We start from the raw sequence: 25,630 nt of genomic DNA on the forward strand, positions 1-25,630 counted from the left end.
GCTGGGGACCCCATGGAAGGCGCATGGGTCGCGCTGGCGCTAACCCTCAAAGTGGCCGGCGTGGCGACGCTGCTGAACCTGTTCTTCGGCGTCGGCGTCGGTTATGCGATGGCCCGCTGGCGCTTTCCCGGCCGCGACCTGCTCGATGCGGTGTTCACGCTGCCGATGGTGATGCCGCCGACGGTGCTGGGCTACTACCTGCTGGTGCTGATCGGCTCGCACGGGCCGATCGGCCGCTGGCTGCTGCAGACCTTCGGCGTGCGGCTGATCTTCACCTGGCAGGCGGCGGTGATCGCCGCCACGGTGGTCGCTTTTCCGCTGGTCTTCAAGGCGGCGCGCGCGGCCTTCGAGACGGTGGAGCCGCAGCTCGAGGACGCGGCGCGCACGCTGGGCATCCGCGAGCTGGCGATCTTCTTTCGCATCTCGCTGCCGCTGGCGTGGCGCGGCATCCTCGCCGGCCTGCTGCTGTCGTTCGCGCGCGCGCTCGGCGAGTTCGGCGCAACGCTGATGGTCGCCGGCAGCATTCCGGGCAAGACGCAGACGCTGTCGATCGCCGTCTACGAAGCGGTGCAGGCGGGGCAGGACCACACCGCGAACTTTCTCGTTGCCATCACCTCGCTGGTCTGCATCGCGGTACTGCTGGCCGCCGGCCGGCTGCTGCCGGGGCGCGTGGTGCGATAGGACGGCGATGATCTGGGACATCGAGCTCGCCAAGCTGCTGCGGCACGACCACACGCGCTTTCAGCTGGACGTTCACTTTGTGAGTCAGGCGCGGCGGCTGGCGCTGTTCGGCCCGTCGGGCGCCGGCAAGACGCAGACGCTGAAGATGATCGCCGGCATCGGGCGGCCGGACCGCGGGCGGATCAGCATCGCCGGCCGCGTGCTCTACGACAGCGCGGCGCGTTTCGCGCTGTCGCCGCAGCAGCGACGGCTCGGCTACGTGTTCCAGGACTACGCGCTGTTCCCGCACCTCACCGTGCGCCAGAACATCGCCTTCGCGCGGCGCCACGGCTGGCTCAACCCGGCGCCGAAGGGCGAGGATCCGGCGGTCGAGCGCTGGATCGAGGCCTTCCACCTGCAGGCCATCGCCGGCCACCGCCCGCACCAGATCTCCGGCGGCCAGCGGCAGCGCACCGCGCTGGCCCGCGCGCTGGTCAACGAGCCGACGGCCCTGCTGCTCGACGAGCCCTTCGCCGCGCTCGACCGCACGCTGCGCGAGCGCCTGCGCGACGAGCTGCACGAGCTGCAGGTCGAACTGCGCATCCCGATGCTGCTGATCACGCACGACGACGACGACCTGAAGGCGCTGGCCGACGAGGTGATCGTGATGCGCGCCGGGCGCATCGATCCGCGCGCCGAGCCGACCGTGCTGGTGGAGACCTGAGCCCGTGTCGATCCGCCGCCCGCGCAAGGCCCCAGCGCTCGGACTCGACGGTGCCGTCTGGCTGACGATCGGCGGCACGGCGCTCGGTGGGCGCGAGCGTGTCGAGCTGCTGCGCGCGGTCGCCGAGACGGGCTCGATCACCCGCGCCGCGCAGGCGGTGGGCCTGAGCTACAAGGGCGCCTGGGAGGCGATCGAGGCGATGAACGGCCTGGCACGCGAGCCGCTGGTCGAGCGGCGCGCGGGAGGCCGCGGCGGCGGCGCGACGCAGCTGACGCCGCACGGTGCGAAGCTCGTCGAACGCTTCGGGCAGCTCGATGCCGTGCACCGCCGCTTCGTCACGCTGCTGGAGCAGGGGTCGATCGATCTCGACCGCGACTTTTCATTGCTGGGAATCCTGAACATGCGGACGAGCGCGCGCAACCAGTTCGTCGGCACGGTCAGCGCGATCCGTGCCGGCGCCGTCAACGACGAGGTCGAGCTGACGCTGCCGGGCGGCACGCGCATCGTGGCGCAGGTGACGCCGCAGAGCACCGCGGCGCTCGGCCTGCGCACGCAGGCGACGGTGATCGCGCTGCTGAAGTCCTCGGCGGTGCTGGTCGCCACCGAGCTCGAAGGCGCGCGGCTGTCGGCGCGCAACCAGCTCGCCGGCACGGTGCGCGCGGTGACGCCGGGCGCCGTCAATGCCGAGGTCGAGATCGAGCTCGACAGCGGCGACGGCCGCATCGTCGCCATCGTCACGCAGCCGAGCGTCGAGGCGCTGGGCCTGGCGCCGGGCGTGCGCGCGACGGCGGTCTTCGATGTCGCCAACGTGATACTCGCCGTCACCGCCTGAGATGTCTGCCCCCAGCTCACTTCGTTCGCGGCCCCCGAGGGGCGCTCAGTCGGCTTGGGAGCGGCCCGGCGCCGACTGAGTCACACTCGCCGCTTCTTGCGGGGGCGCCCGCGCGCCAGGAGGGCTGTAGCCATGCACCAGACCATCGAAGAAACCCTGCGCCTGGCACTCGAGCAGCAGCGCGCCGCCTTCGCCGCCGAGCCGATGCCCAGCCTCGCGGTGCGGCGCGACCGGCTGCAGCGCGTGCACCGCATGACGACGCGCCACGGCGACGAGCTGGCCACGGCGATCGCCAGCGATTTCGGCCACCGCGCGCGCCAGGAAACGCTGCTGGCCGATGTCTTCACCGTGGCCGCCGCCGCCCGCCAGGCGATGCGCCACCTGCGTGCCTGGTGCAAGCCGCGCCGCGTGCCGACGCAGCTGCACTTCCTGCCGGGCAGCAACCGGCTGATGCGGCAGCCGCTGGGCGTCGTCGGCGTGGTCGCGCCGTGGAACTATCCGTACAACCTGGCGCTGACGCCGGCGCTGGCCGCGCTGGCGGCGGGCAACCGGGTGATGATCAAGCCGTCCGAGCTGACGCCGGCGACCTCGGCGATGATGGCGCGTCTGGTGGCCGAGCACTTTGCGCCCGAGGAGATGCAGGTCATCGTCGGCGATGCGCAGGTCGGCCGCGCCTTCACCGAGCTGCCCTTCGACCACCTGTTCTTCACCGGCTCGACGGCGGTCGGCCGCCTCGTCGCGCAGGCCGCCGCGCGCAACCTGACGCCGGTGACGCTGGAGCTGGGCGGCAAGTCGCCCGCGCTGATCGACCGCAGCTGCGACTTGAAGCTCACGGCAGAGCGCCTGGCCTTCGGCAAGCTCTTCAACGCCGGGCAGACCTGCGTCGCGCCGGACTTCGCGCTGGTGCCGCGCGAGCTGGTCGAGCCGCTGGCCCAGGCCGTGGCGCATGCGATGCGCCGCCAGTACCCGCGCGTGGCCGGCAACCCGGACTACACCAGCATCGTCGCGCCGCGCCATCACCAGCGGCTGCAGGCGCTGCTCGACGATGCCCGTTCACGCGGCGCGCGCGCCATCGCGACGCACGACGACCGCCCCACCGACGGCCGCTTCGTGCCGCACCTGCTGCTCGACGTGACCGACCAGATGACGGTGATGCGCGAGGAGATCTTCGGCCCGCTGCTGCCGATCGTGCCCTACGGCGAGGTCGGCGAAGCGCTGGCCTACATCAGCGCGCGCGACCGGCCGCTGGCGCTGTACTGGTTCGGCCGCGATGCCGCCGTGCAGCGCCGCGTGCTCGACGAGACGCACGCCGGCGGCGTGACGATCAACGACTGCATCTGGCACCTCGGCCAGGAGAACCAGCCCTTCGGCGGCGTCGGTGCCAGCGGCATCGGCAGTTATCACGGCGAATGGGGCTTCCGCACTTTCAGCAAGGAAAAGCCGGTGTTCGTGCAGTCGCGCTTCGCCGGCACGAAGCTGTTCATGCCGCCTTACGGAAAGACCTTCGATCGTTTGCTGGGGATGCTGCGGCGGATCGCCGGGTAGATCGTTCGACGTCTCGCTGGACGCGTCATTCGAAGGTAATGACCTTGTTCAGCCGCGCGATCACCTCGTCCGGAACCTGCTTGCTGCACATGATGTAGCGCCGCTCGCCCTTGGGCATGTCGGCGAAGCGGATCAGGTGGAACTCGCGCGCGCTGAAGCCGGCTTCCTCGGCCAGGTAGTTGGCTTCTTCCTCGGCCACGAACATGAAATCGGCGCGGTTGAAGCGCACCATCTCGACCATCGCCGAGTTCTCGCTGGTGGTGTAGACGAGGTTCGGCCGGTACTTCGCCAGCAGGCCGTCGATGTAGGGGCCGTACGAGTAGTTGTCCTTGGCCAGCACGCGCAGGCCCTTGATCGCCAGCACGTCTTCGAGGCGTTGGCCCTCGCGCACCTTGAACTCGCGGTTCGCCAGCGCCACCGTCGGCAGGTCGCGGTAGATGGGCTTGGTGAACTTGGCGAACTGTTCGCGCTCCGGATTCCTGAACCAGCCGACCGCGCACTCCAGCGCCGCATCCTTGCGGATGTTCATCAGCTGCCGGTTGGTCGGCACCTTGGCCCAGACCACCGGCACGCCCGCGGCCTTGAACGCCTGGGCCGCCGGCGTGCCGGTCAAGCCGGTGGCCGAGCCATCGGCCGCGGCCACCAGGTACGGCGGGCGATCGTTGTAGTAGACGGTGATCGGCTCCTGTGCCCGGCTCACCCCGCTGCAGGCGATGCACAGCACCAGCCCGGCCTGCCAGCTCCAGCGTGCTTTCATGATCGGTCCTCGTGACGGCCCTTGTGATCGCGCGTCGATTATTCAGCGATCCGCATTTGAAATTGCTATTTCAACAAGAGCAGTATATATTTCATCGCATGTGGGCCGTCCTGATCGTCACCTTGCCAACGCAGCCGAATGCCGTGCGGCTGCGCGTGTGGCGCGGCTTGAAAGCCATCGGCAGCGCCGCGCTGCGTGATGGCGCCTATCTCCTGCCGCAGGCGCACGCCGCGCTGTTCGAGCCGCTGGCGGCCGAGGTGAGCGAGCACGGCGGCAGCGCGATGGTGCTCGACCTGGCGCCGCGCAACGATGCTCAGCGCGCCGAGCTCGCTGCGCTGTTCGACCGCAGCGAGACCTATGCGGCGTGGCGCACCGAGGCAGACGAGCTGGCCGGCGCGCTCGGCGCACTCGAAGAGACCGAAGCCCGGCGCCGCCTGCGCGGCATTGGCGAATCGCTGCAGACGCTGCGCCGCATCGACTACTACCCGGCCCAAGCGGCGGACCAGGCGGAGTCGCACCTGCTGGCGCTGCGCCAGGCGCTCGATGCACGGTTCTCGAAGGGCGAGCCGCTGGCGCAGGCGCCGCACGGCATCACTCGGCTCGATGCCCGCAAGCACCAGGGCAAGCGCTGGGCGACGCGCGCTCGGCCATGGGTCGACCGCCTGGCCTGCGCGTGGCTGATCCGGCGCTTCATCGACCCGCAGGCCACGTTCGTGTGGCTCGACGACCCGGCCCGTGCGCCGCGCGGCGTGCTCGGCTTCGACTACGACGGCGCGCGTTTCACGCACGTCGGCGCGCGGGTCAGCTTCGAGGTCATCGCTGCCAGCTTCGGCCTCGAGGCCGACGCGAAGCTGCAGCGCATCGCGCAGGCGGTGCACTACCTCGATGTCGGCGGCATTCCGGTGCCCGAAGCGGCCGGGCTCGAAGCCGTGCTGGCCGGGCTGCGTGCCGTGCACACCGATGACGACCGGCTCGCGGCCGCGGCTGCCGCGGTCTTCGATGCCTTGTACGCGGCGCCGGCCAGCGTGACCGCGCCTTCCTGATGAGCTCCATGACCCCCACCCCCACCCTCGAGACGCCCACCGCCGCCGCCGCCGCGGCGCCGCCCTCGCCCATCGGCTTCGCCGAGGCCGTGCGCTTCTGGCTCAAGCTCGGCTTCATCAGCTTCGGCGGCCCGGCCGGGCAGATCGCGATCATGCACAGCGAGTTGGTCGAGCGCCGCCGCTGGATCAGCGAGCAGCGTTTCCTGCACGCGCTGAACTACTGCATGCTGCTGCCCGGGCCCGAGGCGCAGCAGCTCGCCACCTACATCGGCTGGCTGATGCACCGCACGGCGGGCGGCATCGTCGCCGGCGCGCTGTTCGTGCTGCCGTCGCTGTTCATCCTGATCGCCTTGTCGTGGATCTACCTGCGCTTCGGCGACGTGCCGGCGGTGGCCGGCATCTTCTACGGCATCAAGCCGGCCGTGACCGCGCTGGTGCTGCATGCCGCGCACCGCATCGGCACGCGGGCGTTGAAGAACCGCTGGATGTGGGGCATCGCGGCGGCCGCCTTCGTCGCGATCTTCGCCTTCGACACGCCGTTCCCGGCGATCGTGCTGGCCGCCGGCCTGATCGGCCACTTCGGCGCGCGGCGCTGGCCGCAGGTGTTCGCGCTGGGCGGCGGCCATGGCAGCGCGAAGGCCGGCTACGGCGCGGCGCTGATCGACGACCACACGCCGACACCGCCGCATGCGCGCTTCTCGCGCGCGCGGCTGGCGCGCGTGCTCGGCATCGGCCTCGGCTTGTGGGGCGTGGCGATGGCCGCGCTGATTGCGAGTCAGGGATGGGACGCGACGCTGACCCAGATGGGCTGGTTCTTCACCAAGGCGGCGCTCCTGACCTTCGGTGGCGCGTATGCGGTGCTGCCCTATGTCTACCAGGGCGCGGTCGAGACGCACCAGTGGCTCAGCGGCCCGCAGATGATCGACGGGCTGGCGCTCGGCGAGACGACGCCGGGGCCGCTGATCATGGTCGTCGCCTTCGTCGGCTTCGTCGGCGGCTGGCTGAAGCAGGTGGCCGGGCCCGATGCGCTGTTCCTCGGCGGCGCGCTGGCGGCCAGCGTGGTCACCTTCTTCACCTTCCTGCCGTCCTTCGTCTTCATCCTCGCCGGCGGCCCGCTGGTCGAGGCGACGCACGGCAAGCTCGGCTTCACCGCGCCGCTGTCGGCGATCACCGCCGCGGTGGTCGGCGTGATCCTGAACCTGGCGCTGTTCTTCGCCTGGCACGTCTGGTGGCCGAAGGGTTTCGGCGGCGGTTTCGACGCGGTGTCGGCAGCGATCACGGTGGTCGCCGCATTGGCGCTGTTCCGCTTCAAGCTCGGCGTGCTGCCGCTGCTGGCCGGCAGCGCGGCGGCCGGCCTGGCCGTGACTTTTTTACGTTAGCAACCTGAGGAGCGCCCATGGACGCACGCATCGTTCCCCTGCCCTTCGACCCGGCCACGCTGGGTGGCCTGTCCGAGAAGCTCCTCCTCAGCCACCACCAGAACAACTACAGCGGCGCGGTGAAGCGGCTGAACGCCATCCGCGGCCAGCTGGCCGCGCTGCCGTTCGCCACGACCCCCGGCTTCCAGCTCAACGGGCTGAAACGCGAGGAGCTGATCGCCACCAACTCGATGCTGCTGCACGAGCTGTACTTCGCCAGCCTGGGCGGTGACGGCGTGACGATGGAGCCGGCGATGAAGCTGGCGCTGGACGCGAACTTCGGCAGCGTCGAGCGCTGGCGCGAGGAGTTCGTCGCCTGCGCGAAGGCGCAAGGCGGTGGCTCGGGCTGGATGCTGCTGGCCTTCCAGCCGCGCGAGGGCTCGCTGATCAACCAGTGGGCAGCCGATCACACCCATGCCGTGGCCGGCGGCGTGCCGATCCTGGCGCTCGACATGTACGAGCATGCCTACCACCTCGACTTCGGCGCCGCGGCAGGTGCGTATGTCGATGCCTGCATGACCCGCATCGACTGGGCGGCAGTGTATCGGCGCTACCAGGCCGCCGTGCATGCGGCCAGCGAGCCGTTCGCGGCCGGGCCGGACGACGTGGCCCAGGCCACGCTGCTCGACGTGCGCCGCGCCGGCGTCTTCGAGCAGGCGCCGGCGATGATCCCCGGTGCGCGCTGGTGCAACCCCGCAACCGTGGGCGACTGGGCGCCCGAGCTGTCAGCCGGCCAGCCGGTGGTCGTCTACTGCGTCTACGGGCACGAAGTCGGCCGCTCGACCGCGCTGCGCCTGCGTGCGGCCGGCGTCGATGCACGTTATCTGAGCGGCGGCATCGACGGCTGGAAAGCCGCGGGTCGCCCACTCGTCGACAAGCCCGCGAGGTGATCACCATGGACCCCGCTCGTTCCCCTGCCGTTGCGCTGCTCTACCCCGGTGACCGGACGGCGCGAGATCGTGCCGACCCGGCCGAAAGCCGTTTTGCGGCCCTGTTCGACGCCTTGGCGGCGGCCGGGATCGCGGCGGAGCCGGCGATCTATCACGACGACTTCGCCGACGAGGTGGCTGCGCAGCTGAAGCGGATGGCCGTGGTTCTGGTGTGGTGCAACCCCATCGAAGGCGGCCACCCGCGCCACCGGCTCGATGCATTGCTGCGCGACGTTGCGAAAGCGGGCGTCTTGGTCAGCACCCATCCGGACACCATTGCACGCCTGGGCACCAAGGACGTGCTGCTGGACACCCGCGACCTGCCGTTCGGCAGCGATGTGCAGCGCATCGGCAGCCTCGAACAACTGCAGGCCGAGCTGCCGGCGCGGCTGCAGCGCGGGGCGCGCGTGCTCAAGCAGCACCGCGGGCACAGCGGCATTGGCGTCTGGCGCGTCGAGTGGGCGGGCGTCCAGGGCGCGCAGCCGCTGCTGCGCGTGCGCCACGCGCAACGCGGCAGCGCCGAAGAAGTCATCGACATGCCGGCGCTGCTGCAGCGCCTTGCGCCGTACTTCGAGCCCGCCGCCGGTGGCCACATGATCGACCAGGCCTGGCAGCCGCGGCTGGTCGACGGCATGGTGCGCGCCTACCTGGTCGAGGATCGCGTCGCGGGTTTCGGGCACCAGGCGATCAACGCGCTGTACCCGGCCCTGCGCGGCGAGCCTGCGCCTTCACCCGGACCGCGCCTGTACCACGACGCGGACAAGCCGGACTTCCAGCCGCTCAAGCAGTTGCTGGAGTCGCAGTGGATCGATCTGCTGCGCGAGCGGGTGGGCCTGTCGCGCGCACAACTGCCGCTGCTGTGGGATTGCGACTTCCTGCCCGGCGACGGCGCGGGCCGCCACGTGCTGTGCGAGGTCAACGTCAGCAGCGTCTCACCGTTTCCGCCGTCGGCCATTGCACCGCTGGTCGCCGCGGTGAAGGCGCGGCTGGCCGACACGTCCCTTCAGCGCTAGGCGTCGATCGGCACGCCACCGCCCCAGCGGCTGACCCATTCGTCCCACAGTTCCTTCTGCACCGCGGCGAACGCCTGCTGCCAGGCGAACAGCAGGCTGAACTGCGTGCGTTGCAGCTCGAACAGCGCCGCAGTGCCGGCACCGAACCAGGGCAGCGCCGCGGACAGCACCTCGGCGGAGGGGGCGGCGGTCGGGACGAGGGTTTCGGGCATGGTGAGTTCTCCTCGAAAATGGGCCGAGGCGCGGATCGCGCGGGCGAACAGGTGTAGGGGCAATCGGCATGCCTGCACATCAGGTACGTTGCCTGCCGAGAAGGATCGCTGAAATCCATCGATCGAAGGAGACTGACGATGCAGCTCGTCTGCCCCGATTGCCAGACCAAAAACCGCGTCCCCGACGTGCGACTGCACGACGATCCGCGCTGCGGCCGCTGCGGTGCGGCGCTGATGGGGCCCACGCCGGTGGCCCTGAGCGACACGTCCTTCGGCCCCTTCATCGAAGGCACCGAGCTGCCGGTGCTGGTCGACTTCTGGGCCGACTGGTGCGGCCCGTGCAAGATGATGGCGCCGCATTTCGCCGCGGCGGCGCAGCAGCTGCCCGAGGTGCGCTTCGCCAAGCTCGACACCGAAGCCGCGCCGGCGACCGGCGCGCGTCACGCGATCCGCAGCATCCCGACGCTGGCACTGTTTCGCGGTGGCCGCGAGATCGCCCGCCGCAGCGGTGCGATGCCGGCGGCGGAGCTGCTGAGCTGGGTGCGCTCGGCGCTGCGCTGAAGCGCCAGAAGCCCGGCCGCTGCGCTCAGCGCTGGCGGCCTTTCCAGTAGCTCGGGCGGCGCCTTTGGTGGGCGATGGCACCGATCCGCGTGCCCTCGGCAGTCGAGCGGTACACCAGGAAGTACGGAAATCGCCGCATCGGAAACACGCGGCGACCATTGAGCGTGGGCGTACCGAGCGCCGGACTCGAATCGATCAATTGCGCGGCGCGAACGAACTCGGCGAGGAAGCGTTCGGCGACGTTGGCACTGCCGTGCTCGAGGTAGTAGGCGAAGGCTCTGGCGAGCTCGCGCTCGGCTTCCTCGGACAGTGCGTAGGTCACTTCAGTTGGACGCGCAATCGACGCACCGCTTCTTCGCCCGCAATCCAGGTTGCCGTGCCCGCAGCAATTTCGGCTTCACGCCGGTCAATCTCCGTCGCCCAGGCTTGCTCCCAATCCGGATCCAGCGGATTCGGCTCCAGGCTGGCGAGCAGGCGGTCAAGCAGCTCCGAACGTTCTTCGGGAGAAAGGCCCAGCGCCTCGGCGGCCAAGACTTCGAGGGGGATGGACATGCCGGTCACCATCGTCAGAAGAAACCTTCGTCATCATAGTCCGGTCGATCCGGACGAAACGGGCGGCGGAGCTGGGTGCGCTCGGCGCTGGTCAGCCCACCACCACCTCGCTGATCTGGATCTGCGGCTGCAGGTCGGTGTAGTTCGGGATGTCGCCCATGATCTCTTTCACGTGCGGCCCGAACGCGGCTTGAAAGGCCTCGGCCGAGTCGCAGTACAGGTGGCACATCGCGACGTAGGGCGGCGGTGCGCCGGGGCGGCCGCCGGCCAGGCCCTTGTCGATCGTGTAGCGCTTGCAGGCTTCGCCCATCCGCGCCTTGACCAGCGGCAGGTGCTTGTCGCGGTAGTACTCGTGATCGAAGCGGGCATCGGCGGCGCCGGCGTACATCACGCTGACCTTGATCATCGGGGGGCTCCCATGGGGTGGCGGGGGAGCCGCATCGTACAGTCCGCACGATGCCCGGCTTCGACCACCTCGTGCTGCGCACGCCGCGCCTGCTGCTGCGGCCGATGTCGACTGACGACGCGCCGGCGCTGTTCGCGGTCTTTTCCGATCCGGCCGTGATGCGCTACCGCAGCCTGCCGCCGTGGACCGCGCTCGAGCAGGCGCGCGCGGCGATCGATCGCGACCTGCTGGCGATGGCCCGCGCCGAGCAGTTGCGCTTGGGCATCGTGCTGGCGTCCGAAGGCCTGCTGATCGGCACCTGCACGCTGTTTCGCCTCGACGAACAGAGCCGGCGCGCCGAGATCGGCTATGCGCTGGGCTCGCACGCCTGGGGCCGCGGCTTCATGCACGAGGCGCTGACCGCGCTGCTGCGGCACGGCTTCGAAACGCTGGGTCTGAACCGCATCGAGGCCGACATCGATCCGGGCAATGCGGCCTCGGCGCGCAGCCTCGAACGGCTGGGCTTCCAGCGCGAAGGCCGGCTGCGCGAACGCTGGATCGTCAACGGCGAGGTATCGGATGCGGTGATGTACGGGCTGCTGCGTGCCGATTGGGCGCGCCGCGATCACTTGGCCGGCGACGTAGGATCGCCGTTCCCGGCAACGAGAGGCGCACCATGATCAAGGGCATGCACGCGATGTTCTATTCGTCGCAGGCCGACGCGCTGCGGGTCTTCCTGCGCGACAAGCTCGGGCTGGCCGGCACCGACGTCGGCGGCGGCTGGCTGATCTTCAACGCGCCGGAGGCCGACCTCGGCGTGCACCCGACCGAAGCCGGCGAGCCGCCCTCCGGAACCGCCGACATCTCGTTCTACTGCGACGACATCGCGCAGACCGTGGCCGAGCTGCGCACGCGCGGCGTCGAGTTCACGCAGGAGGTCGAGGACCATGGCTACGGCCTCGTCACCTTCTTCAAGGTGCCGGGCGACTTCACCGTCCAGCTGTACCAGGCCAAGTACGCGAAGTAAGCGGCCATGCTGGCACTGCTGGTCATTGCGCACCCGTCACCGGCGAGCTTCAGCCACGCGATGGCCGAGGTCGCCGAGCGTGTGCTGCGCGAGCGCGGCTACCGCATCGCGCGCCACGACCTGTATGCGGAGCGCTTCGATCCGGTGCAGCCGACCGGCGAGAGCGCCAACACGGCGTCGACCGATGCGCTGGTCGAGCAGCATTGCGCCGAGCTCGTGGGCGCCGACCTGGTGATCGTCTGCCATCCGAACTGGTGGGGCCAGCCGCCGGCGATCCTGAAGGGCTGGATCGACCGCGTGTTCCGACTCGACACCGCCTACGGCTACCCGCAGGACACCGGCTTCGACGGCGTGCCGCTCGGCCTGCTGCGGGCCCGCCATGCGCTGGTCTTCAATACCTCGAACACGCCACTCGAGCGCGAGCAGCAGGTCTTCGGCGATCCGCTGCAATCGATCTGGGCCCGCTGCGTCTTTCCGCTGTGCGGCGTCGAGAGCGTGACCCGGCGCATGTTCGCGCCCCAGGCCGGCAGCACGCCGGCCCAGCGCGAAGCCTGGCTGGCCGAAGTGGCGCGGCTGGTCGGCGATGCCGCGCGCTGACGAGGAGAGCCGCCCGATGCAACCGCGCCTTGTTTTCCTGCACACCGCGCCGATGCACGTCGCGACCTTCTCGGCGCTGCTGGCCGAGGTCGCGCCGCAGTGCGAAGCTGAGCACGTCGTCGACGAGTCACTGCTGGCCGACGCGCAGCGCGTTGGTGCCGATGACCCGGCCCTCGTGGCGCGCGTGCAGGCGGCGATGACGGACGCGGCCGAGCGCGGCGCGGCGGCCGTGGTCTGCACCTGCTCGACGATCGGCGGCATCGCCGAACGCACGCCGACCGGCGGCCGTTTTGTCGCCTTGCGCATCGACCGCGCGATGGCCGACCGGGCGGCCTCGGGGGGACCGCGCGTGCTGGTCGTCGCGGCGGTTCAGAGCACGCTCGAACCGACGAGCGCACTGCTGCGCGAATCGGCCGCTGCATTGGATCGGGCGATCGAGATCCGCACGGTGCTGGCCGAGGGCGCCTGGGCCCGCTTCGTCGCCGGCGACCGTGCCGGCTACCTCGACACGGTCGTGCGCTGCGTGCGCGAAGCGGTGGGCGATGCCGATGTGATCGTGCTCGCACAGGCCTCGATGGCGCCCGCGGCCGAGGCCTTGCAGGACCTCGGCGTCGACGTGCTGTCGAGCCCGCGCCTGGGCGTGCAGTCGATCGCCGCGCGGCTCGCCGCCTGAGCGTGCGCGATGAGCGGCCGCATCACCATCGAGCCGCTGGCGCAACGCCCGGACCTGCTGGCGACGATCGAGGCCTGGTTTGAATCCGAATGGCCGGGCTACTACGGGCCGGGCGGGCCGGGTGATGCGCGGCATGACCTGCAGTCGTACAGCCGGCATCACGGTTTGCCGCTCGGTCTGGTCGCTGCGCTCGACGGCCATCCTTGCGGCTTCGCGGCGCTGAAGCGCGAAGCCTTTCCGAGCCATCCGCAATGCACGCCGTGGGCCGGCGCGGCCTACGTGCAGCCGGCGCTGCGCCGCCAGGGCATCGGCCGTGCGCTGCTGCTGGCGCTGGAGGCGCCGGCGCGCGCGCTCGGGCATGAGCGGCTCTATTGCGCCACCGCCACGTCCGATTCGCTGCTGCTGCGCTGCGGCTGGGGCTTGATCGAGCGCGTGCTGCACGAGGGGCAGGACATCGGCGTCTACGACAAGGCTCTCTGATGAACGACACCGTCGAAGCCCACCGCGCCTTTTACGCGCAATTCATCGTCCGCAGCGCGGGGTCCGCCGACCCGCGCCTGATCGACGCCTTCAACGCGGTGCCGCGCGAGGGCTTCGTCGGCCCGGGGCCGTGGCCGGTGTTCATCGGCGGCGGCCAGTACCTGCCGACGATCTCGGACGACCCGCGCCTGCTCTACCAGGACATCCTGATCGGCCTGGCCACCGAGCGCGGCATCAACAACGGCCAGCCGTCGCTGCATGCGCGCTGCCTGGCCGCCGCCGCGCCGGCCGCCGGCGACAGCGTGGTGCACGTCGGCGCCGGCACCGGCTACTACACGGCGGTGCTCGCACAGCTGGTCGGCTCCGCGGGCCGGGTGCAGGCCTACGAGATCGAGCCGGACCTGGCGCAGCGCGCCGCGCAGAACCTGCGCGGCCACGCCAACGTCAGCGTGCGCGCCGCGTCGGCCACCGAGGGCGCGCTGCCGCCGGCCGACGTCATCTATGTCTGCGCGGGCGCGACGCATCCGCCGGCCGCCTGGCTCGACGCGCTGAAGCCCGGTGGCCGGCTGGTGCTGCCGCTGACGCCGAACGAAGGCTTCGGCGTGATGCTGCAGATCACGCGGCTCGACGCCCGGCGCTTCGCCGCGACGGCGCTGATGCGCGTGTCGTTCATTCCATGCATCGGCGCGCGCGACGATGCCACCTCGGCATCACTGGCCGCGGCATTGGAGCGGCAATCGCTGAAGGCGGTGCGCTCGCTGCGCCGCGGCGACCCGCCGGACAGCAGCGCCTGGTGCGTCGGCCAGGGCTGGTGGATCTCGTCGGAGGCACCATGATCATCCACGGCCGCTGCCACTGCGCCAACATCCGCTTCGAGCTCGCCTGGGCGCCCGATCCGACGGAGATCCCGGCGCGTGCCTGCAGGTGCTCGTTCTGCGTCAAGCATGGCGGCGTGTGGACCTCGCATCCGGATGCTGCGCTCGTGGTTCACGTGCGCGACCCGCAGCACGTGTCGATCTACACCTTCGGCACCGCGACCGCCGACTTCCACGTCTGCGCGCGCTGCGGCGTCGTGCCCGTGGTCACCAGCCGGATCGGCGAGCGGCTGCATGCCGTCGTCAGCGTCAACGCGTTCGACGGCGTCGACCCCGCGCTGCTGCGGCGCGGCAGTGCCGATTTCGAAGGCGAAGCGATCGGCGACCGGCTGGCGCGGCGCCAGCGCAACTGGATCGCCGACGTGCGGTTCATCGAAGGATCCTGAGCACCGTGACGATCAGCCCCGCTGGACCTGTTGCAATGGCAGGCGAGGCGGCTCGGGCTTCTGCGCCGGCGGCTGCAGTTCCTTGCTCCACCAGCCCACATCACGCCAGGCGCCGAACTTGAAGCCCACGTTCTCGTAGACACCCAGCGCTCGGTAGCCCACCGACTCGTGAAGCGCCACGCTCGCGGGATTGGGAAGCGCAATGCCGGCGAACGCACGGAAGTAGCCCAGGTCGACGAGTTGCCGGTGCAACGCCTGGTACAGCAGCTTGCCGACACCCTGACCTCGCACGTCGTCGCGGACGTAGACCGAGGTGTTCACCGACCACTGGTAGCTCGGTGCGTCGCGATGGCCGCCGGCGTATGCGAAGCCGGCGACGGCATCGTTCGCATCCACCGCGACCAGCCACGGGTATTTCGCCAAGGTCTTGGCGATGCGCGCCTGCAGCTCGTCGACCGTCGGTGGCACCCATTCGAACGAAATCGTCGTGTCGAGGACGATGGGGCGGTAAATGGCAGCGATCGCTTCGGCGTCGGCCGCAGTGGCGGTTCGGATCTTCATGGGCGTGCGGTTTGTGGAGAGGGGACGTCGGTCGACCAGGTCGTCTGAAGCATGAACAGCGCGAGGAAGGCCAGCGTGCCGACCGCGGCCGACAGGGCCAGGGCCCCGGCGCCCCACCGGTCGAGCGCCAAACCGAAGAGCCACGGCGCTAGCGCCTGTGCGACGCGTGCCGGCAGCATCAGCCAGCCTTGCCGGTGGCCATAGCCCTGTGGCCCGAACACGACCAGCGGCAAGGTGCCCTTCGCGATCGTCAGGATGCCGTTGCCGGCTCCGTGCAGCACGCCGAAGACCGCCGCAGCGGGTGCACCAAAGAGCGCGAGCGCCAGGACGCCCAACGGATGCAAGGCCGATGCGATGCGCGCCGACAGCAGCGGATGCACCTTGCGCAGCAAGCCGAATTCGAGCAGCCGAGCCCCGACTTGCGACGGACCGATCAGCGCGCCCACGACGACCGCCGTGGCCAGCGTTGCCCCGGCGGCCTGCAGCAAGCGCGGCAGGTGAGCGGCCATCGCCGTGGAGATGAACCATGTCGCCGCGAAGACGAAGGACAGGACCACGGCGGCACGCCAGGACGGCTGCTGTGCGGGCGTGCCCGCCGCAGGGCCGGGCTCGTTGGCCGACGGCACACGCTGCGCCGGTGGGCGCGGGAGCAGCGCATTGAGCGGCAGCCCGAGCACCAGGTGCAGGCCGGCCCAGGCGATGCAGGCTTCGCGCCATCCGAACGCAGCTTCGAGCCAGGTTGACAGCGGCCAACCCACGGTGCTGGCGAAGCCGGCGATCAGCGTGATCCCGGTGATGCTGTTGCGCGAGTCGCGGCCGTACAGGCGGACCAGCGTCGCGAACGCGGCCTCGTACAGGCCGCCGCCCATGCCGATGCCGATCACGATCCAGGCCGCAAAGAGGCCGACCGGGCCCTGCGCCGACGCCAGGGCGGCGAGCCCGAGCGCGAAGACCACGTTGGTGGTCATCAGCACCGGCCGGCCGCCCCAGCGGTCGATGGCGGCACCTGAACGCGGACCGAAGAGCGCCGAGACGACGAGCGCGACGGAGAAGGCCGCGAAGACGGTCGGCATCGACACGCCGAGCTCGCGTGCCATCGGCGCCGCCAGGATCGCCGGCAGATAGTACGTGGACGCCCAGGACAGCGTCTGCGCCGTTCCGAGCGCGGCCACCGTGCCTGAACGTCCGAGCGGCATGGTCGTCAGTTGCCGCACGCTGCTGCAGCGGCCGTGGGCGATGGCCGACCGCGGGCTGCACGCTTCGCATCGCCGCAACCGCAGCCGGCTTGGCCTGCTGCCTTCTTCTGCTCGTCCAGCACACAACAGGCCGAGCTGTCGGCCTTCGCCGGACCGCCGCAGCAGGCACCATCGCCAAGGCCTTCGGTCGTGCTCCCCGCGACGCTGCAGACACCGGTCTCGGGCAGGTCCAGCTCCACGCGGTCTGCCGCCTCGAGGTCGCCGGCGATCGCAGCAACCACCGAGCGCACCTGCTCGAAGCCGGTGGCCATCAGGAAGGTCGGCGCGCGCCCGTAGCTCTTGACCCCGACGGTGTAGAGGCCAGGCTCCGGATGCGCCAGCTCGCGGTGCCCGTGCGGGCGCACCGTGCCGCAGCTGTGCAGGTTCGGATCGATCAGCGGCCCGAGCGCTTCGTTCGACTCCAGCCAGGGATCCAGCTTGACGCGCAGCTCGCCGGTCAGCGACAGATCTGGACGCTGGCCCGTCGCGCAGACGATCTGGTCGATGTCCGACACGTGCTGTGGCCGACCGTCGGCATCGACGCCCGCGATCAGGAGCTTGCCACCGTCTTCGCGGATCTCGGTGATGCGCAGCCCGGCGCTGAACTCCAGGCCGCCGGCATCGCGCAGCCGCCGCAGCGACGAACCCAGCGCGCCGCGCGCGGGCAGTGCGTCGGCATCGCCGCCGCCGAACACGCGCGTGAGGACCGGTGAGCGCACCGACCAGGCCAGCGTGGTCCGAGTCTCCTGCTTGGCCAACTCGGCCAGCGCGAGCAGCGCGTTCGCGGCCGAATGACCGGCGCCGACGACGAGCGTCTTCTTGCCGGCGTAGCGGCTGCGCTGGGCGCCCAGCACGTCCGGGATGCCGTAGAAGATGCGGTCGCTTGCGGCGCGCTCGCCGACCGCTGCCAGGCCGCTGGCGCCCACCGGGTTCGGCGTGTTCCAGGTGCCGGTCGCATCGATGACGGCCCTCGCACGCAGCTCCAGGACCTGGCCGTCGCGCTCGGCACGGATGACGAAGGGCGCGCGCTCGCGGCCGGCGCTCTTCACCTTGTCGAATCCCTCCCGCGACACGGAGATCACCCGTGTGCGCAGGTGCAGCACGCTGGCCACCTGCGGCAGTTCGGCGAAGGGCTGCAGGACCCGGGCCGCCACCTCGCCCGCGAGCGGCAGCGCGTCCGGATCGGGCGCCGTCCAGCCCGTGGGCCCGAGCAGCCTGGCCATCGTGGGGTCGATGTTGTATTGCCACGGCGAGAACAGGCGCACGTGGCCATAGTCGAGCAGGTTGGCGCCGACGCGATCACCCCCTTCGAGGATGAAGTACGGCAGCCCGCGCTCGATCAGCTTGGCTGCCGCGGCCAGGCCGACGGGGCCAGCGCCGAGGACCGCGATCGGCAGCGCGTCGATGCCGAGGGCCAGCGTTTGCTGGCGCGGCGTGGTGGTGGGGTTCAGCGACATGTCGCGGTGTCCTTTCTCGGCCCGGTCGGAAGGCAGCAGTTGGCTGCCGTGTCGTCGCGCAGGGCCTTCATCAACAGCAGGAGGGAGCGCTCGACGTCCGCCCGTTCGCGCGCGTTCAGCGAGCCCAGCAGGTGGTCGGCGTGCTCGTCGAGCGTCCGATTCAGTTCGAGGATCGTTCGCTCACCTTCGGCGGTGAGCGTCACGAGCCAGCTCCTTGCGTCGGCGGGGTTGGGCTCCTTGGTGACCAGTCCACGCTCGACCATCGCGTCGACCGCCCGCGACACCCAGCTCTTTTCCAGGCAGACCCGCGTGCCCAGCTCGGACAGCGGCAGCGGGCCGGCGCGGCCGAGCTCGCTCAGCAGGTGGCATTGCGTATTGGTCGTTCGGCAGCAATCGGCCACCACGCGCTGGGCGCGCGTGTACATGCGGGCCACTTCGCGCAACAGTGCGCCGGCAGCGGCGGTCGGGGCAGGGGTCATGAGGTTGTGGATAGCAACTATCGGCTCGCATTCTGGGTGGCCTCGGTTTAGGTTGTCAATAGCATCTATCTGGACGCAGAGAACGGGGCCTCGGCCCCGAACACCCGGTCCACGACGACCGCCAGACCGGCACCGGCAAACTGCGCCGCGACGAACGCCGGCACGCTCGCCGGCGCAATGCCCGCGAAGCTGTCGCTGAACATGCGGCCGAACGCGGCCGCGGGATTGGCGAACGAGGTCGACGCAGTGAACCAGTAGGCGGCGCCGATGTACGCGGCCACCATGGCCGCCACGCGCGACGCCGGCGCGCGCAGGATGACCAGCAGCAGCCCGAAGGTGGCCACCGCTTCGGCGATCCATTGCCCCCATCCGCTGCGAACCTTGGCGGACCACTGCAGGATGCCGAGGTCGAACATCGCGTGCGCCAGCCAGGCACCGAGCATCGCGCCCAGCAGCTGCACCAGGACGTAGGGAATCAGTGCCGATCGCGGCAGCGCCCCACGCGCGGCCATGACCAGCGACACCGCCGGGTTGAAGTGTGCGCCGCTCAAGGGCCCGAACACCTCGATCAGGATGTAGAGGCCACCCACCGTGGCCAGCGTGTTGGCCAGCAGCGCGATGGCGACGTTGCCGCCCGCCAGGCGCTCGCCCATGATGCCGGAGCCGATCACGACCGCCAGCAGCAGCGCCGTGCCGAGCATTTCGGCCAATAGGCGACGCGGCAGATCCAGCATGTTCAGTTCCGTCCGATCTCGGCGAGCGCGGACTGCAGCTCGGCATTGCTCATCTGCGCCAGCGGCAGTTGCAGCAGCTGCAGCATGCGGTACCCGATGGCCTGGCGCGTCAGCTCGAACGCCATGCGCTTGGCCTCGTCGCCACCGGGCGTGTTGGACGGGTCGGGATAGCCCCAGTGCAGCTTGACCGGGCTGCCCGGCCAGTGCGGGCACTGCTCGGCGGCCGCGCTGTCGCACACCGTGATCACGATGCGCATCTCGGGCGCATCCTTTGCGGTGAACGTGTCCCAGCTCTTGCTGCGGTAGCCCTGGGTGTCGACACCGGCCTGCTCGAGCGCCTCGAGTGCGAAGGGATTGAGCCGACCACTCGGGGCACTGCCGGCGCTGTGGGCCCGAACGTCCTTGCCCAGGCGCGCTGCCCAGTGGTTCAGCATGCCTTCGCTCAGCACGCTGCGCGCGGAGTTGTGGGTGCAGAGGATGAGAACGTTGGTCGTCATGGTCAGGCGCGGCAGCAGGCCGGTTGCCAGGCGCCGATCAGTTGGCGCCAATAGGAGGCACGGGCCGGGAAGCCGTGGCCCTCGCCGAAGAGGCCGATGCGCTCGGGCCGGCCGCGGCCGCTCGGACCGCGGTAGGTGCCGAACACGTGGTCCCACAGCACCAGCGCGCTGCCGTAGTTCGCGTTGGCCTCGTGCGGCTGCGTGGAGTGGTGCCAGCGATGAACTTCGTTGGTGCTCAGGATCCCATTGAGCCAGCCGCTCTTCAGATCGATGTTGGCGTGCTGCAGCATCAGCAACGGCTGCGTCAACGCGGTGGCGCCCAGCAGCACGACCTCCGGCGCACCGGCCAGCCACAGCGGCAGCAGACTGACCACGGTGTTGAGCACGTGGTTCAGCGGATGGAGACGGAAGTTGTTGAGCCAGTACAGCCGCTCGCTGCCATGGTGCAGCGCATGCAGCTGCCACAGCACCGGATGCTCGTGGTGCGCGCGGTGCATCCAGTACTTCGCGAACTCGATCCACAGGACCGCGGCCGTGATCTGCAGCGCCAGGGGCCAGTCGCCCAAAGCCCAGGGCGTCGCGCGCTCGCCCAGCAGCGCGATGGCAGCGATCGGCAAAACGGCCTTCAGCAGCGGATCGACCGCGCCGATCAGCAGCGCGGCGCTGGTGGCGTCGGTGGCGGTGTCGCCGCGCGCCCTGCTCCATCCGGCATCGAAGGGTGCCAGGCGCTCCAGCGCGATGCCGGCGGCCAGGATGGCCAGGCTCCAGCCCAGCACCACGGCTTCGAGCGGCCAACCCAGCAGGTGCCCCAGAGCGAACGAGATACCGCCGCCGGCGACGGCCAGCAGGTAGAGGTGGCGGGTCAGGAAGCGGACCATGGCAAGCACTTCAGCAGCAAGACGAACCGCTCTGCGCAGCGTTGACGGCGATGCCGATCGGCTTGCCGCGGGTTACCGGCCCGGTGGCAGGCGCGCAGCAGGCGTTGGCCTCGGACGCGAGCGGTGCCGCGGCCGCCGCGCCGCCCTTCTCGCTGAAGACCGGGATGTTGCCCAGCGTATGGAAGTGCTCCCAGGCAATGCCTTGCGGATCGGTGACCCAGTGCTTCTCGCTGCGCGCGTAGCAGCAGGTGGTCTCACCCTCGTCCTCGAGCGCGATCTGCGCCGCAGCGGCGCGCGCCTTCAGCTCGGCCAGTTCCTCGGCCGTGTCGGTCTGGATGCCGAGGTGGTCGACACCGAGCGCACCCCCTCTCGTCGAGATGGCGAAGTTGATGCGTGGATCCTCGAGCATCCACTTCGCGTAGTCGGCTTCGACGCGAGTGGGCTCGGTGCCGAAGAGCTGCGAGTAGAAGCCGATGCTCGCGGCGAGATCCTGAACATGCGCGTGGACATGGAAGCGCTTCATGCGGTGCTCCGTTGGTTGATCGGGTCGAGGGGGGGAGTCAGCAGCAGGACGACCGGGTCGCGGTACGTTCCACCGCACAAGCTGCGCCCTGGCAGCAGTTCTCGGTGAGGTAGCGCAGCAGCGCGTTCATCTGGTCATAGGCCGCGCGGTAGATGATGTGGCGGCTGGCACGTTCCTGCGTCACCAGGCCTGCGTTGCTCAATTCCTTCAGGTGGAATGACAGCGAGTTCTGGGGCACGCCGAGGGCCTCGGCCATCGTGCCGGGCGTCAGCCCTTCGTCGCCGGCGACGACGAGGGCGCGGAAGACCTGCAGACGCACCGGTTGCGCCAGGGCGGCGAGCGCACGAACGACAATGTGTTCATCCATAGTTCAAGAATACTCGAACTGTTGGCTGAATGCAAGTCGCGTCGAGCGCCGGGCGCGACGCTCCTGGTGCGTGCCACGAACGGCGACTTCGTCGGGCCCCAGCCGGCGGGAATTGAACCCGGCTGCAGGGGCTTCCGCCGGTTCAGTGCAATTCAGCGATCGCGCGGGCCTCATTGGCCGCACCCTGCGGCGGCGGCTCGAACGAGCACCAGGCCGCGGCGCTCCGCGGCGGCGGCTCGACGGAACACCAGGCGGCGCTCTTCGGCGGCGGCTCGACGGAGCACCAGGCCGCGGCCTGCGGCGGCGGCTCGAAGGAGCACCATGCCGCTTTCAGCTGCGGCGGCGGCTCCACCGAGCACCACGCCGCATCGCGCTTGGCGGCGCCCATCGGCTCGCCGAACTCCTTCAGGTGCAGCTGCTGCATCTTCTCGAAGGCGTCCTGCAGCACCTGCTCGTCACCGTCCCCGCGCAGGCCGAGGTACGGGAAGTGGTGCAGGAAGTAGCCGAAGATCACTTCGCAATCGTCCGCGTACTTGCGCGTGTCGAGGATGTGCATGTGCCAGAAGCGGTCGACGTCCTGCTCCGGCGCCAGCTGCATGTCGGGGTATTTCGCGTGCAGGATCAGGTAGCGCTTGTAGGCCACTTCCATCTGGTCGGCATACGCCTCGGACCAGCCATAGCCGTCGTCGCCGCGCGTGGCCTTGAACTTGATCATGCTCAGGTCCAGCGCCTGGATCGCAGCGACCGTCTGTTCCGGCGTTCTGCCGGGGGATGAGAGTGTCATGAACGAATGCTCCTGGGTGTTGCGGAAGGGCCCTTTTGGGACCCGGGACATGCCAAGGGATCGCCGCCGCTCTAGGCGGCGATCGGCGCGGCAATCTGGTGGTGGAGGTAGCCCCCGACGAAGCGGCACAGCTCCTCGGCGGGCAGCGGGCGGGACAGCAGGTAGCCCTGGATCACGTCGCAGCCGCGGCTGCGCAGGTGATCGAGCTGGGTCATCGTCTCGACGCCTTCGGCGACCACCTGCATGCGCAGCCCGTGGGCCAGCGTGATGATGCTGTCGGTCAGCGCCTGCGCGTCGGTGTCTTCGGACAGGTCGTGGATGAACGAGCGGTCGATCTTCACCGTCGACAGCGGAAAGCGCCGCAGGTACGACAGTGACGAATAGCCGGTGCCGAAGTCGTCGATCGCCAGCCCGATGCCCATGCCGCGGATCGTCTCGAGCACCGTGACCGCCTGCTCGGCGTTCTTCATCACTGCGCCTTCGGTGATCTCCAGCTCGAGCAGCTCGGGCTCGAGGCCCGACTCGTCGAGGATGGTCGCGATCTCGCTGATCAGCGTGCGGCTGCCGAGCTGCCGCGGCGACAGGTTGACGCTCATCTGCAGCGCCGGCAGCCCCTGACGACGCCAGGCGACCGCATCGCTGCAGGCCTGGCGCAGCGCCCATTGGCCCATCGCCTCGATCAGGCCGGTTTCCTCGGCGATCGGGATGAACTGCGCCGGCGAGATCATGCCCAGCGTCGGATGGCGCCAGCGCATCAGCGCCTCGACGCCGACGATGCGCTGCGTTTTCAGGTCCAGCTTCGGCTGGTAGTGCAGCAGCAGTTCTTCGCGCACCAGCGCGCGGCGCAGGCCGCTTTCGAGGATCAGCCGCTCGGCGCTCTGCGCATTCATCTGCGCGGCGTAGAAGCGGTAGGTGCCGCGACCCTTGTCCTTGGCCTGGTACATCGCCGTGTCGGCGTTCTTCACCAGCGTCTCGGCGTCGGCGCCGTCTTCCGGGTAGACGCTGATGCCGATGCTGGCGCTGATGTGCAGCTCATGGCCTTCGATCGCGAAGGGCTCGGCGAAGCAGCCCAGCGCCTTCTTCGCCAGCACCGCCGCATCCCCCGCATCGGACAGGTTCTCCAGCAGCAGCACGAACTCGTCGCCGCCGAAGCGCGCGACGGTGTCGTCCTCGCGCAGCAGCGTCGTCAGCCGCTCGCCGCAGACGCGGATCATCATGTCGCCGACGCCGTGGCCGAGCGTGTCGTTGATGTGCTTGAAGCGGTCGAGGTCGATGAACATCACCGCGAAGCGCTTGCGATGGCGGTTGCTGCGCTTGATCGCGCGGGCCAGCTCGCGCTGCAGCGAGGCGCGGTTGTGCAGCCCTGTCAGCGCGTCGTGGTTGGCGACGTAGCGCAGCCGCTGCTCGGCATGCTTGCGGTGCTCGTACTGCGCGATCTGCAGCGCGACGGTGCGCAGCGTCTCCAGCGCGTCGGCGTCGCCGGCGCGGGGGTCGCGGCTGAAGAATTCCAGCGCCGTCATCGTGCCGGCAGCGACGATCGGCACCACCAGGCCGACCACCAGCCCGGCGCGGCCAGCCAGCGCATCGCGCGTGAAGTCTTCGCGGCCGACCAGGCCGTCGACACGCACTGCCTCGCCCTGGCCCCAAGCGCGGCCGAGCGAGCCTTCGTCGGCCTGGTATTCGAGCGTGCGGCTGATGCGCACGAACTCGTCGAGCGCGGCCGAGCCCGGGCCGTGCCAGGACGCCAGGCAGCGCGCCTTGGCATCCTCGCGCACGCGCCACAGCGCGCCGCAATCCCAGCGGAAGTGCTGGCACACGACCTCGAGCGCACGCGCGATCACGACCTTCGGCTCGCCGTCGGTCAGCAGCAGGCCGGCGATCTCGTGCTCGAGCTTCAGCCGCAGCGCGCTCTTCAGCCGCTGCGTGTCGTCGCGCACGACGCCGCGCAGCAGCGTGTGCTCGCCCTCCTGCGTCGGCTCGACGATGACGTGCAGCCAGCGTTCCGAGCCGTCGGCCAGGCCGAGGTGGTGCTCGAACTCGGTGCGCTGGCTGGTCGACGAGGCCTCGGCGATCTTCAGCTCGACGCCGGCGCGTTCGGCGGCCGGGATGCGCGCGAGCAGGCTGCGCAGGTCGGCGGGCACACCGTCGTCGAGGCCGAGGATCGTGCGCGCCTGGTCCGAGCACTGCAGTGCGCCGGTGCGCGTTTCGAGGATCCAGCTGCCCAGGTTGGCCAGGCGCTGCGCCTCTTCCAATTGCCGCTCGCTCGAGCGCAGGTGTTGCGTCATCGCCGTCGCCAGCGCCTGGGCGCGGCCGCGTGCGGTGGCCAGCGAGAAGACGATGCCGGCGAGCAAGGCGCTGATCACGCTGCCGGCGGCGATCAGCAGCCACCAGATCGCGCGGTCGATGCGGCCGACGATCACACGCGGGTCGTCGCTGACCTCGACCAGCCACGAATGGCCGCCGAGCTCGAAGCGCAGCGTGCGCTCGATGCGGTGCGGATCGACCGCCGCGACGGCGGCAGTGCCCGCCGATGCCGCGACGGCGGCCGCGCCCGCCGATGCCGCGGCGGCGGCAGGCGGCGGCGCCGGATGGCTGTCGAACAGCAGCTGGCGCTGGTCGGCCGGATTGGCGCTGACGAAACGGCTTTCGCTGCGCGTGCCGATCGGGCCCGGGCCCGGGCCCGCATCGATCAGCCGCAGCCGGCGCGTGGCCGGGGCGCCGTGGCCCATCACGTCACGCATCATCGTCGCGACGCAGAAGCCGGCACCGACCGATCCTTGGTACGCGGAGCGCCGCTGCTCGACGTCGTTCAGCGGCAGGTTCGGCCGGTACACCGGCAGCCGCATCGCCAGCCCGATGTCGGCATCGCGGTTGCCGATGCGGATGCGGCGGCCCGAGGACGCCAGGCCGCCGGTATCGCGCGACTGCTCGAGCGCGTTGCCGCGGTTCGGCATCGCGCCGAGGTCACGGCCGACCAGGTGCTCGTTGCCGGCCAGCGGCTCGATGAAGGTCAGCATGTACCGGTCGGCCGGCGGGCCGCGCCGGTAGGCGGCGAAATTGACCGCCTGGAAGCCGGGATAGGTCTTGTCGAGCTTCAGCCCGGCGACGTAGTCGCGGAAGTCCTCGCGGCTGATCTCGTGCTCGGTGTTGAAGCGCGCCTGCAAGCCGCGCAGCACGGCGGTGTAGTCGTCGAAGCGGCCCTCGACCTTGCGCGCCAGGTCCATCGCCACGGCGTCGAACCGTTCGTTCGCCCCGCGTTCGATTTCCTGCTGCGCCGCGATGCCGATGAACAGCGACAGCGCGATGCCGGTAACCAGGACGATGAGCGGGAGGGCGACGCGGCCCAAGCGTGGCGGTGGGTGCATGTTGAGCTGTTTTCGCCCGCGCCCCGCCTGGGTTGATGGTTAGAAAGTGATAAATCTATAAGTTTCGATGCAATATGCAAC

Annotated in this window: 32 protein-coding genes; 16 read left to right on the top strand and 16 right to left on the bottom strand. The window is 70.1% G+C overall.

The window, feature by feature from the left end; genetic code table 11:
- Positions 1-12 precede the first annotated feature (12 nt).
- From modB to HLB44_RS32790, 4 genes are all read left to right on the top strand, one after another.
- Entirely contained in the window at positions 13-681 is a 669-nt protein-coding gene (gene modB, locus HLB44_RS32775; protein ID WP_173133657.1) for a molybdate ABC transporter permease subunit, read from the top strand.
- Between the two features lie 7 nt (positions 682-688).
- A complete protein-coding gene (locus HLB44_RS32780; RefSeq protein ID WP_173133671.1) occupies positions 689-1,384 on the top strand; it encodes an ABC transporter ATP-binding protein in 696 nt (231 codons plus the stop codon).
- Positions 1,385-1,388: 4 nt separating this feature from the next.
- Positions 1,389-2,216, top strand: a complete 828-nt coding sequence (locus HLB44_RS32785) for a TOBE domain-containing protein (RefSeq protein WP_343051703.1) — start codon at positions 1,389-1,391, stop codon at positions 2,214-2,216.
- A 132-nt stretch (positions 2,217-2,348) separates the two neighbouring features.
- Positions 2,349-3,761, top strand: a complete 1,413-nt coding sequence (locus tag HLB44_RS32790; protein WP_173133674.1) for a coniferyl aldehyde dehydrogenase — start codon at positions 2,349-2,351, stop codon at positions 3,759-3,761.
- Between the two features lie 25 nt (positions 3,762-3,786).
- Here HLB44_RS32790 and HLB44_RS32795 read toward each other — a convergent pair whose 3' ends face one another.
- Positions 3,787-4,518 (bottom strand): substrate-binding periplasmic protein, encoded by a 732-nt coding sequence (locus HLB44_RS32795; RefSeq protein ID WP_173133677.1) that lies wholly within the window; start codon positions 4,516-4,518, stop codon positions 3,787-3,789.
- Positions 4,519-4,616: 98 nt separating this feature from the next.
- On the opposite strand from HLB44_RS32795, the gene HLB44_RS32800 reads away from it, so the two are divergent.
- Genes HLB44_RS32800 through HLB44_RS32815 form a run of 4 tightly spaced genes read left to right on the top strand, consistent with a single transcriptional unit; the run spans position 4,617 to position 8,921 of the window.
- Positions 4,617-5,561, top strand: coding sequence for a chromate resistance protein ChrB domain-containing protein (locus tag HLB44_RS32800; RefSeq protein ID WP_173133680.1), 945 nt, complete (start codon positions 4,617-4,619; stop codon positions 5,559-5,561).
- Positions 5,561-6,940: a chromate efflux transporter gene (gene chrA, locus HLB44_RS32805; protein WP_173133683.1), complete on the top strand. Its 1,380-nt coding sequence runs from the start codon at positions 5,561-5,563 to the stop codon at positions 6,938-6,940. The genes HLB44_RS32800 and chrA overlap by 1 nt, the downstream gene beginning before the upstream one ends.
- Positions 6,941-6,957: 17 nt before the next feature.
- Positions 6,958-7,869, top strand: coding sequence for a Fe-Mn family superoxide dismutase (locus HLB44_RS32810; RefSeq protein ID WP_173133686.1), 912 nt, complete (start codon positions 6,958-6,960; stop codon positions 7,867-7,869).
- Positions 7,870-7,874: 5 nt separating this feature from the next.
- Positions 7,875-8,921 (top strand): Cj0069 family protein, encoded by a 1,047-nt coding sequence (locus HLB44_RS32815; RefSeq protein WP_173133689.1) that lies wholly within the window; start codon positions 7,875-7,877, stop codon positions 8,919-8,921.
- Here HLB44_RS32815 and HLB44_RS32820 read toward each other — a convergent pair.
- Positions 8,918-9,133: a hypothetical protein gene (locus HLB44_RS32820; protein ID WP_173133692.1), complete on the bottom strand. Its 216-nt coding sequence runs from the start codon at positions 9,131-9,133 to the stop codon at positions 8,918-8,920. The genes HLB44_RS32815 and HLB44_RS32820 overlap by 4 nt on opposite strands.
- 138 nt (positions 9,134-9,271) lie before the next feature.
- Between HLB44_RS32820 and trxC the strand changes: the two genes are divergently transcribed.
- Complete coding sequence (trxC, locus tag HLB44_RS32825) at positions 9,272-9,694, top strand: thioredoxin TrxC (protein WP_173133695.1); 423 nt, start codon at positions 9,272-9,274, stop codon at positions 9,692-9,694.
- Positions 9,695-9,719: 25 nt separating this feature from the next.
- Here the strand turns inward: trxC and HLB44_RS32830 are convergent, their stop codons facing one another.
- From HLB44_RS32830 to HLB44_RS32840, 3 genes are all read right to left on the bottom strand, one after another.
- Complete coding sequence (locus HLB44_RS32830) at positions 9,720-10,016, bottom strand: type II toxin-antitoxin system RelE/ParE family toxin (RefSeq protein WP_173133698.1); 297 nt, start codon at positions 10,014-10,016, stop codon at positions 9,720-9,722.
- On the bottom strand, positions 10,013-10,246 hold the full coding sequence (locus tag HLB44_RS32835; RefSeq protein WP_173133701.1) for an addiction module protein: 234 nt from the start codon (positions 10,244-10,246) through the stop codon (positions 10,013-10,015). Before HLB44_RS32835 ends, HLB44_RS32830 begins: the two co-directional genes overlap by 4 nt.
- Before the next feature lie 91 nt (positions 10,247-10,337).
- Positions 10,338-10,652: an EthD family reductase gene (locus HLB44_RS32840; protein ID WP_173133704.1), complete on the bottom strand. Its 315-nt coding sequence runs from the start codon at positions 10,650-10,652 to the stop codon at positions 10,338-10,340.
- A 50-nt stretch (positions 10,653-10,702) separates the two neighbouring features.
- Here HLB44_RS32840 and HLB44_RS32845 point away from each other — a divergent pair, with 50 nt between their 5' ends.
- Genes HLB44_RS32845 through HLB44_RS32875 form a run of 7 tightly spaced genes read left to right on the top strand, consistent with a single transcriptional unit; the run spans position 10,703 to position 14,669 of the window.
- Entirely contained in the window at positions 10,703-11,311 is a 609-nt protein-coding gene (locus HLB44_RS32845) for a GNAT family N-acetyltransferase (RefSeq protein WP_173133707.1), read from the top strand.
- Positions 11,308-11,658 carry a VOC family protein gene (locus HLB44_RS32850; RefSeq protein ID WP_173133710.1) on the top strand — a complete coding sequence of 117 codons (351 nt, stop codon included), beginning with the start codon at positions 11,308-11,310 and terminating at the stop codon, positions 11,656-11,658. Before HLB44_RS32845 ends, HLB44_RS32850 begins: the two co-directional genes overlap by 4 nt.
- Before the next feature lie 6 nt (positions 11,659-11,664).
- The gene (locus tag HLB44_RS32855) at positions 11,665-12,255 is read left to right on the top strand and encodes an NAD(P)H-dependent oxidoreductase (protein WP_173133714.1); all 591 of its coding nucleotides are present in this window, start codon (positions 11,665-11,667) and stop codon (positions 12,253-12,255) included.
- A 16-nt stretch (positions 12,256-12,271) separates the two neighbouring features.
- Positions 12,272-12,928 carry an aspartate/glutamate racemase family protein gene (locus tag HLB44_RS32860; RefSeq protein ID WP_173133717.1) on the top strand — a complete coding sequence of 219 codons (657 nt, stop codon included), beginning with the start codon at positions 12,272-12,274 and terminating at the stop codon, positions 12,926-12,928.
- A 9-nt stretch (positions 12,929-12,937) separates the two neighbouring features.
- Positions 12,938-13,408: a GNAT family N-acetyltransferase gene (locus HLB44_RS32865; protein ID WP_173133721.1), complete on the top strand. Its 471-nt coding sequence runs from the start codon at positions 12,938-12,940 to the stop codon at positions 13,406-13,408.
- Positions 13,408-14,244 carry a protein-L-isoaspartate O-methyltransferase family protein gene (locus HLB44_RS32870; protein WP_173133724.1) on the top strand — a complete coding sequence of 279 codons (837 nt, stop codon included), beginning with the start codon at positions 13,408-13,410 and terminating at the stop codon, positions 14,242-14,244. Before HLB44_RS32865 ends, HLB44_RS32870 begins: the two co-directional genes overlap by 1 nt.
- Positions 14,241-14,669 (top strand): GFA family protein, encoded by a 429-nt coding sequence (locus tag HLB44_RS32875; protein ID WP_173133727.1) that lies wholly within the window; start codon positions 14,241-14,243, stop codon positions 14,667-14,669. The genes HLB44_RS32870 and HLB44_RS32875 overlap by 4 nt, the downstream gene beginning before the upstream one ends.
- Before the next feature lie 12 nt (positions 14,670-14,681).
- On the opposite strand, the gene HLB44_RS32880 is transcribed toward HLB44_RS32875, so the two are convergent.
- From HLB44_RS32880 to HLB44_RS32930, 11 genes are all read right to left on the bottom strand, one after another.
- Positions 14,682-15,230: an arsinothricin resistance N-acetyltransferase ArsN1 family B gene (locus HLB44_RS32880; protein WP_173133730.1), complete on the bottom strand. Its 549-nt coding sequence runs from the start codon at positions 15,228-15,230 to the stop codon at positions 14,682-14,684.
- Positions 15,227-16,426 carry an MFS transporter gene (locus tag HLB44_RS32885; protein ID WP_173133732.1) on the bottom strand — a complete coding sequence of 400 codons (1,200 nt, stop codon included), beginning with the start codon at positions 16,424-16,426 and terminating at the stop codon, positions 15,227-15,229. The genes HLB44_RS32880 and HLB44_RS32885 overlap by 4 nt, the downstream gene beginning before the upstream one ends.
- A gap of 5 nt (positions 16,427-16,431) precedes the next feature.
- Complete coding sequence (locus tag HLB44_RS32890) at positions 16,432-17,922, bottom strand: NAD(P)-binding domain-containing protein (RefSeq protein ID WP_173133735.1); 1,491 nt, start codon at positions 17,920-17,922, stop codon at positions 16,432-16,434.
- Positions 17,913-18,347, bottom strand: a complete 435-nt coding sequence (locus HLB44_RS32895) for a MarR family winged helix-turn-helix transcriptional regulator (RefSeq protein ID WP_246312609.1) — start codon at positions 18,345-18,347, stop codon at positions 17,913-17,915. Before HLB44_RS32895 ends, HLB44_RS32890 begins: the two co-directional genes overlap by 10 nt.
- A 119-nt stretch (positions 18,348-18,466) precedes the next feature.
- Positions 18,467-19,135: an aquaporin gene (locus tag HLB44_RS32900; RefSeq protein WP_173133741.1), complete on the bottom strand. Its 669-nt coding sequence runs from the start codon at positions 19,133-19,135 to the stop codon at positions 18,467-18,469.
- A gap of 2 nt (positions 19,136-19,137) precedes the next feature.
- The gene (locus tag HLB44_RS32905) at positions 19,138-19,632 is read right to left on the bottom strand and encodes an arsenate reductase ArsC (RefSeq protein WP_173133744.1); all 495 of its coding nucleotides are present in this window, start codon (positions 19,630-19,632) and stop codon (positions 19,138-19,140) included.
- A 2-nt stretch (positions 19,633-19,634) separates the two neighbouring features.
- On the bottom strand, positions 19,635-20,510 hold the full coding sequence (locus HLB44_RS32910; protein ID WP_173133747.1) for a sterol desaturase family protein: 876 nt from the start codon (positions 20,508-20,510) through the stop codon (positions 19,635-19,637).
- Between the two features lie 10 nt (positions 20,511-20,520).
- Positions 20,521-21,033 (bottom strand): ArsI/CadI family heavy metal resistance metalloenzyme, encoded by a 513-nt coding sequence (locus HLB44_RS32915; protein ID WP_173133750.1) that lies wholly within the window; start codon positions 21,031-21,033, stop codon positions 20,521-20,523.
- A gap of 37 nt (positions 21,034-21,070) precedes the next feature.
- Positions 21,071-21,400 (bottom strand): ArsR/SmtB family transcription factor, encoded by a 330-nt coding sequence (locus tag HLB44_RS32920; RefSeq protein WP_173133753.1) that lies wholly within the window; start codon positions 21,398-21,400, stop codon positions 21,071-21,073.
- 142 nt (positions 21,401-21,542) lie between these two features.
- Positions 21,543-22,184 (bottom strand): glycine-rich domain-containing protein, encoded by a 642-nt coding sequence (locus tag HLB44_RS32925; protein WP_173133756.1) that lies wholly within the window; start codon positions 22,182-22,184, stop codon positions 21,543-21,545.
- Between the two features lie 71 nt (positions 22,185-22,255).
- Positions 22,256-25,549, bottom strand: a complete 3,294-nt coding sequence (locus HLB44_RS32930) for a bifunctional diguanylate cyclase/phosphodiesterase (protein ID WP_173133759.1) — start codon at positions 25,547-25,549, stop codon at positions 22,256-22,258.
- Between the last annotated feature and the right edge of the window lie 81 nt (positions 25,550-25,630).

Source organism: Pseudaquabacterium terrae, assembly GCF_013266755.1.
GTDB classification, from domain to species: Bacteria; Pseudomonadota; Gammaproteobacteria; order Burkholderiales; family Burkholderiaceae_C; genus Pseudaquabacterium; species Pseudaquabacterium terrae.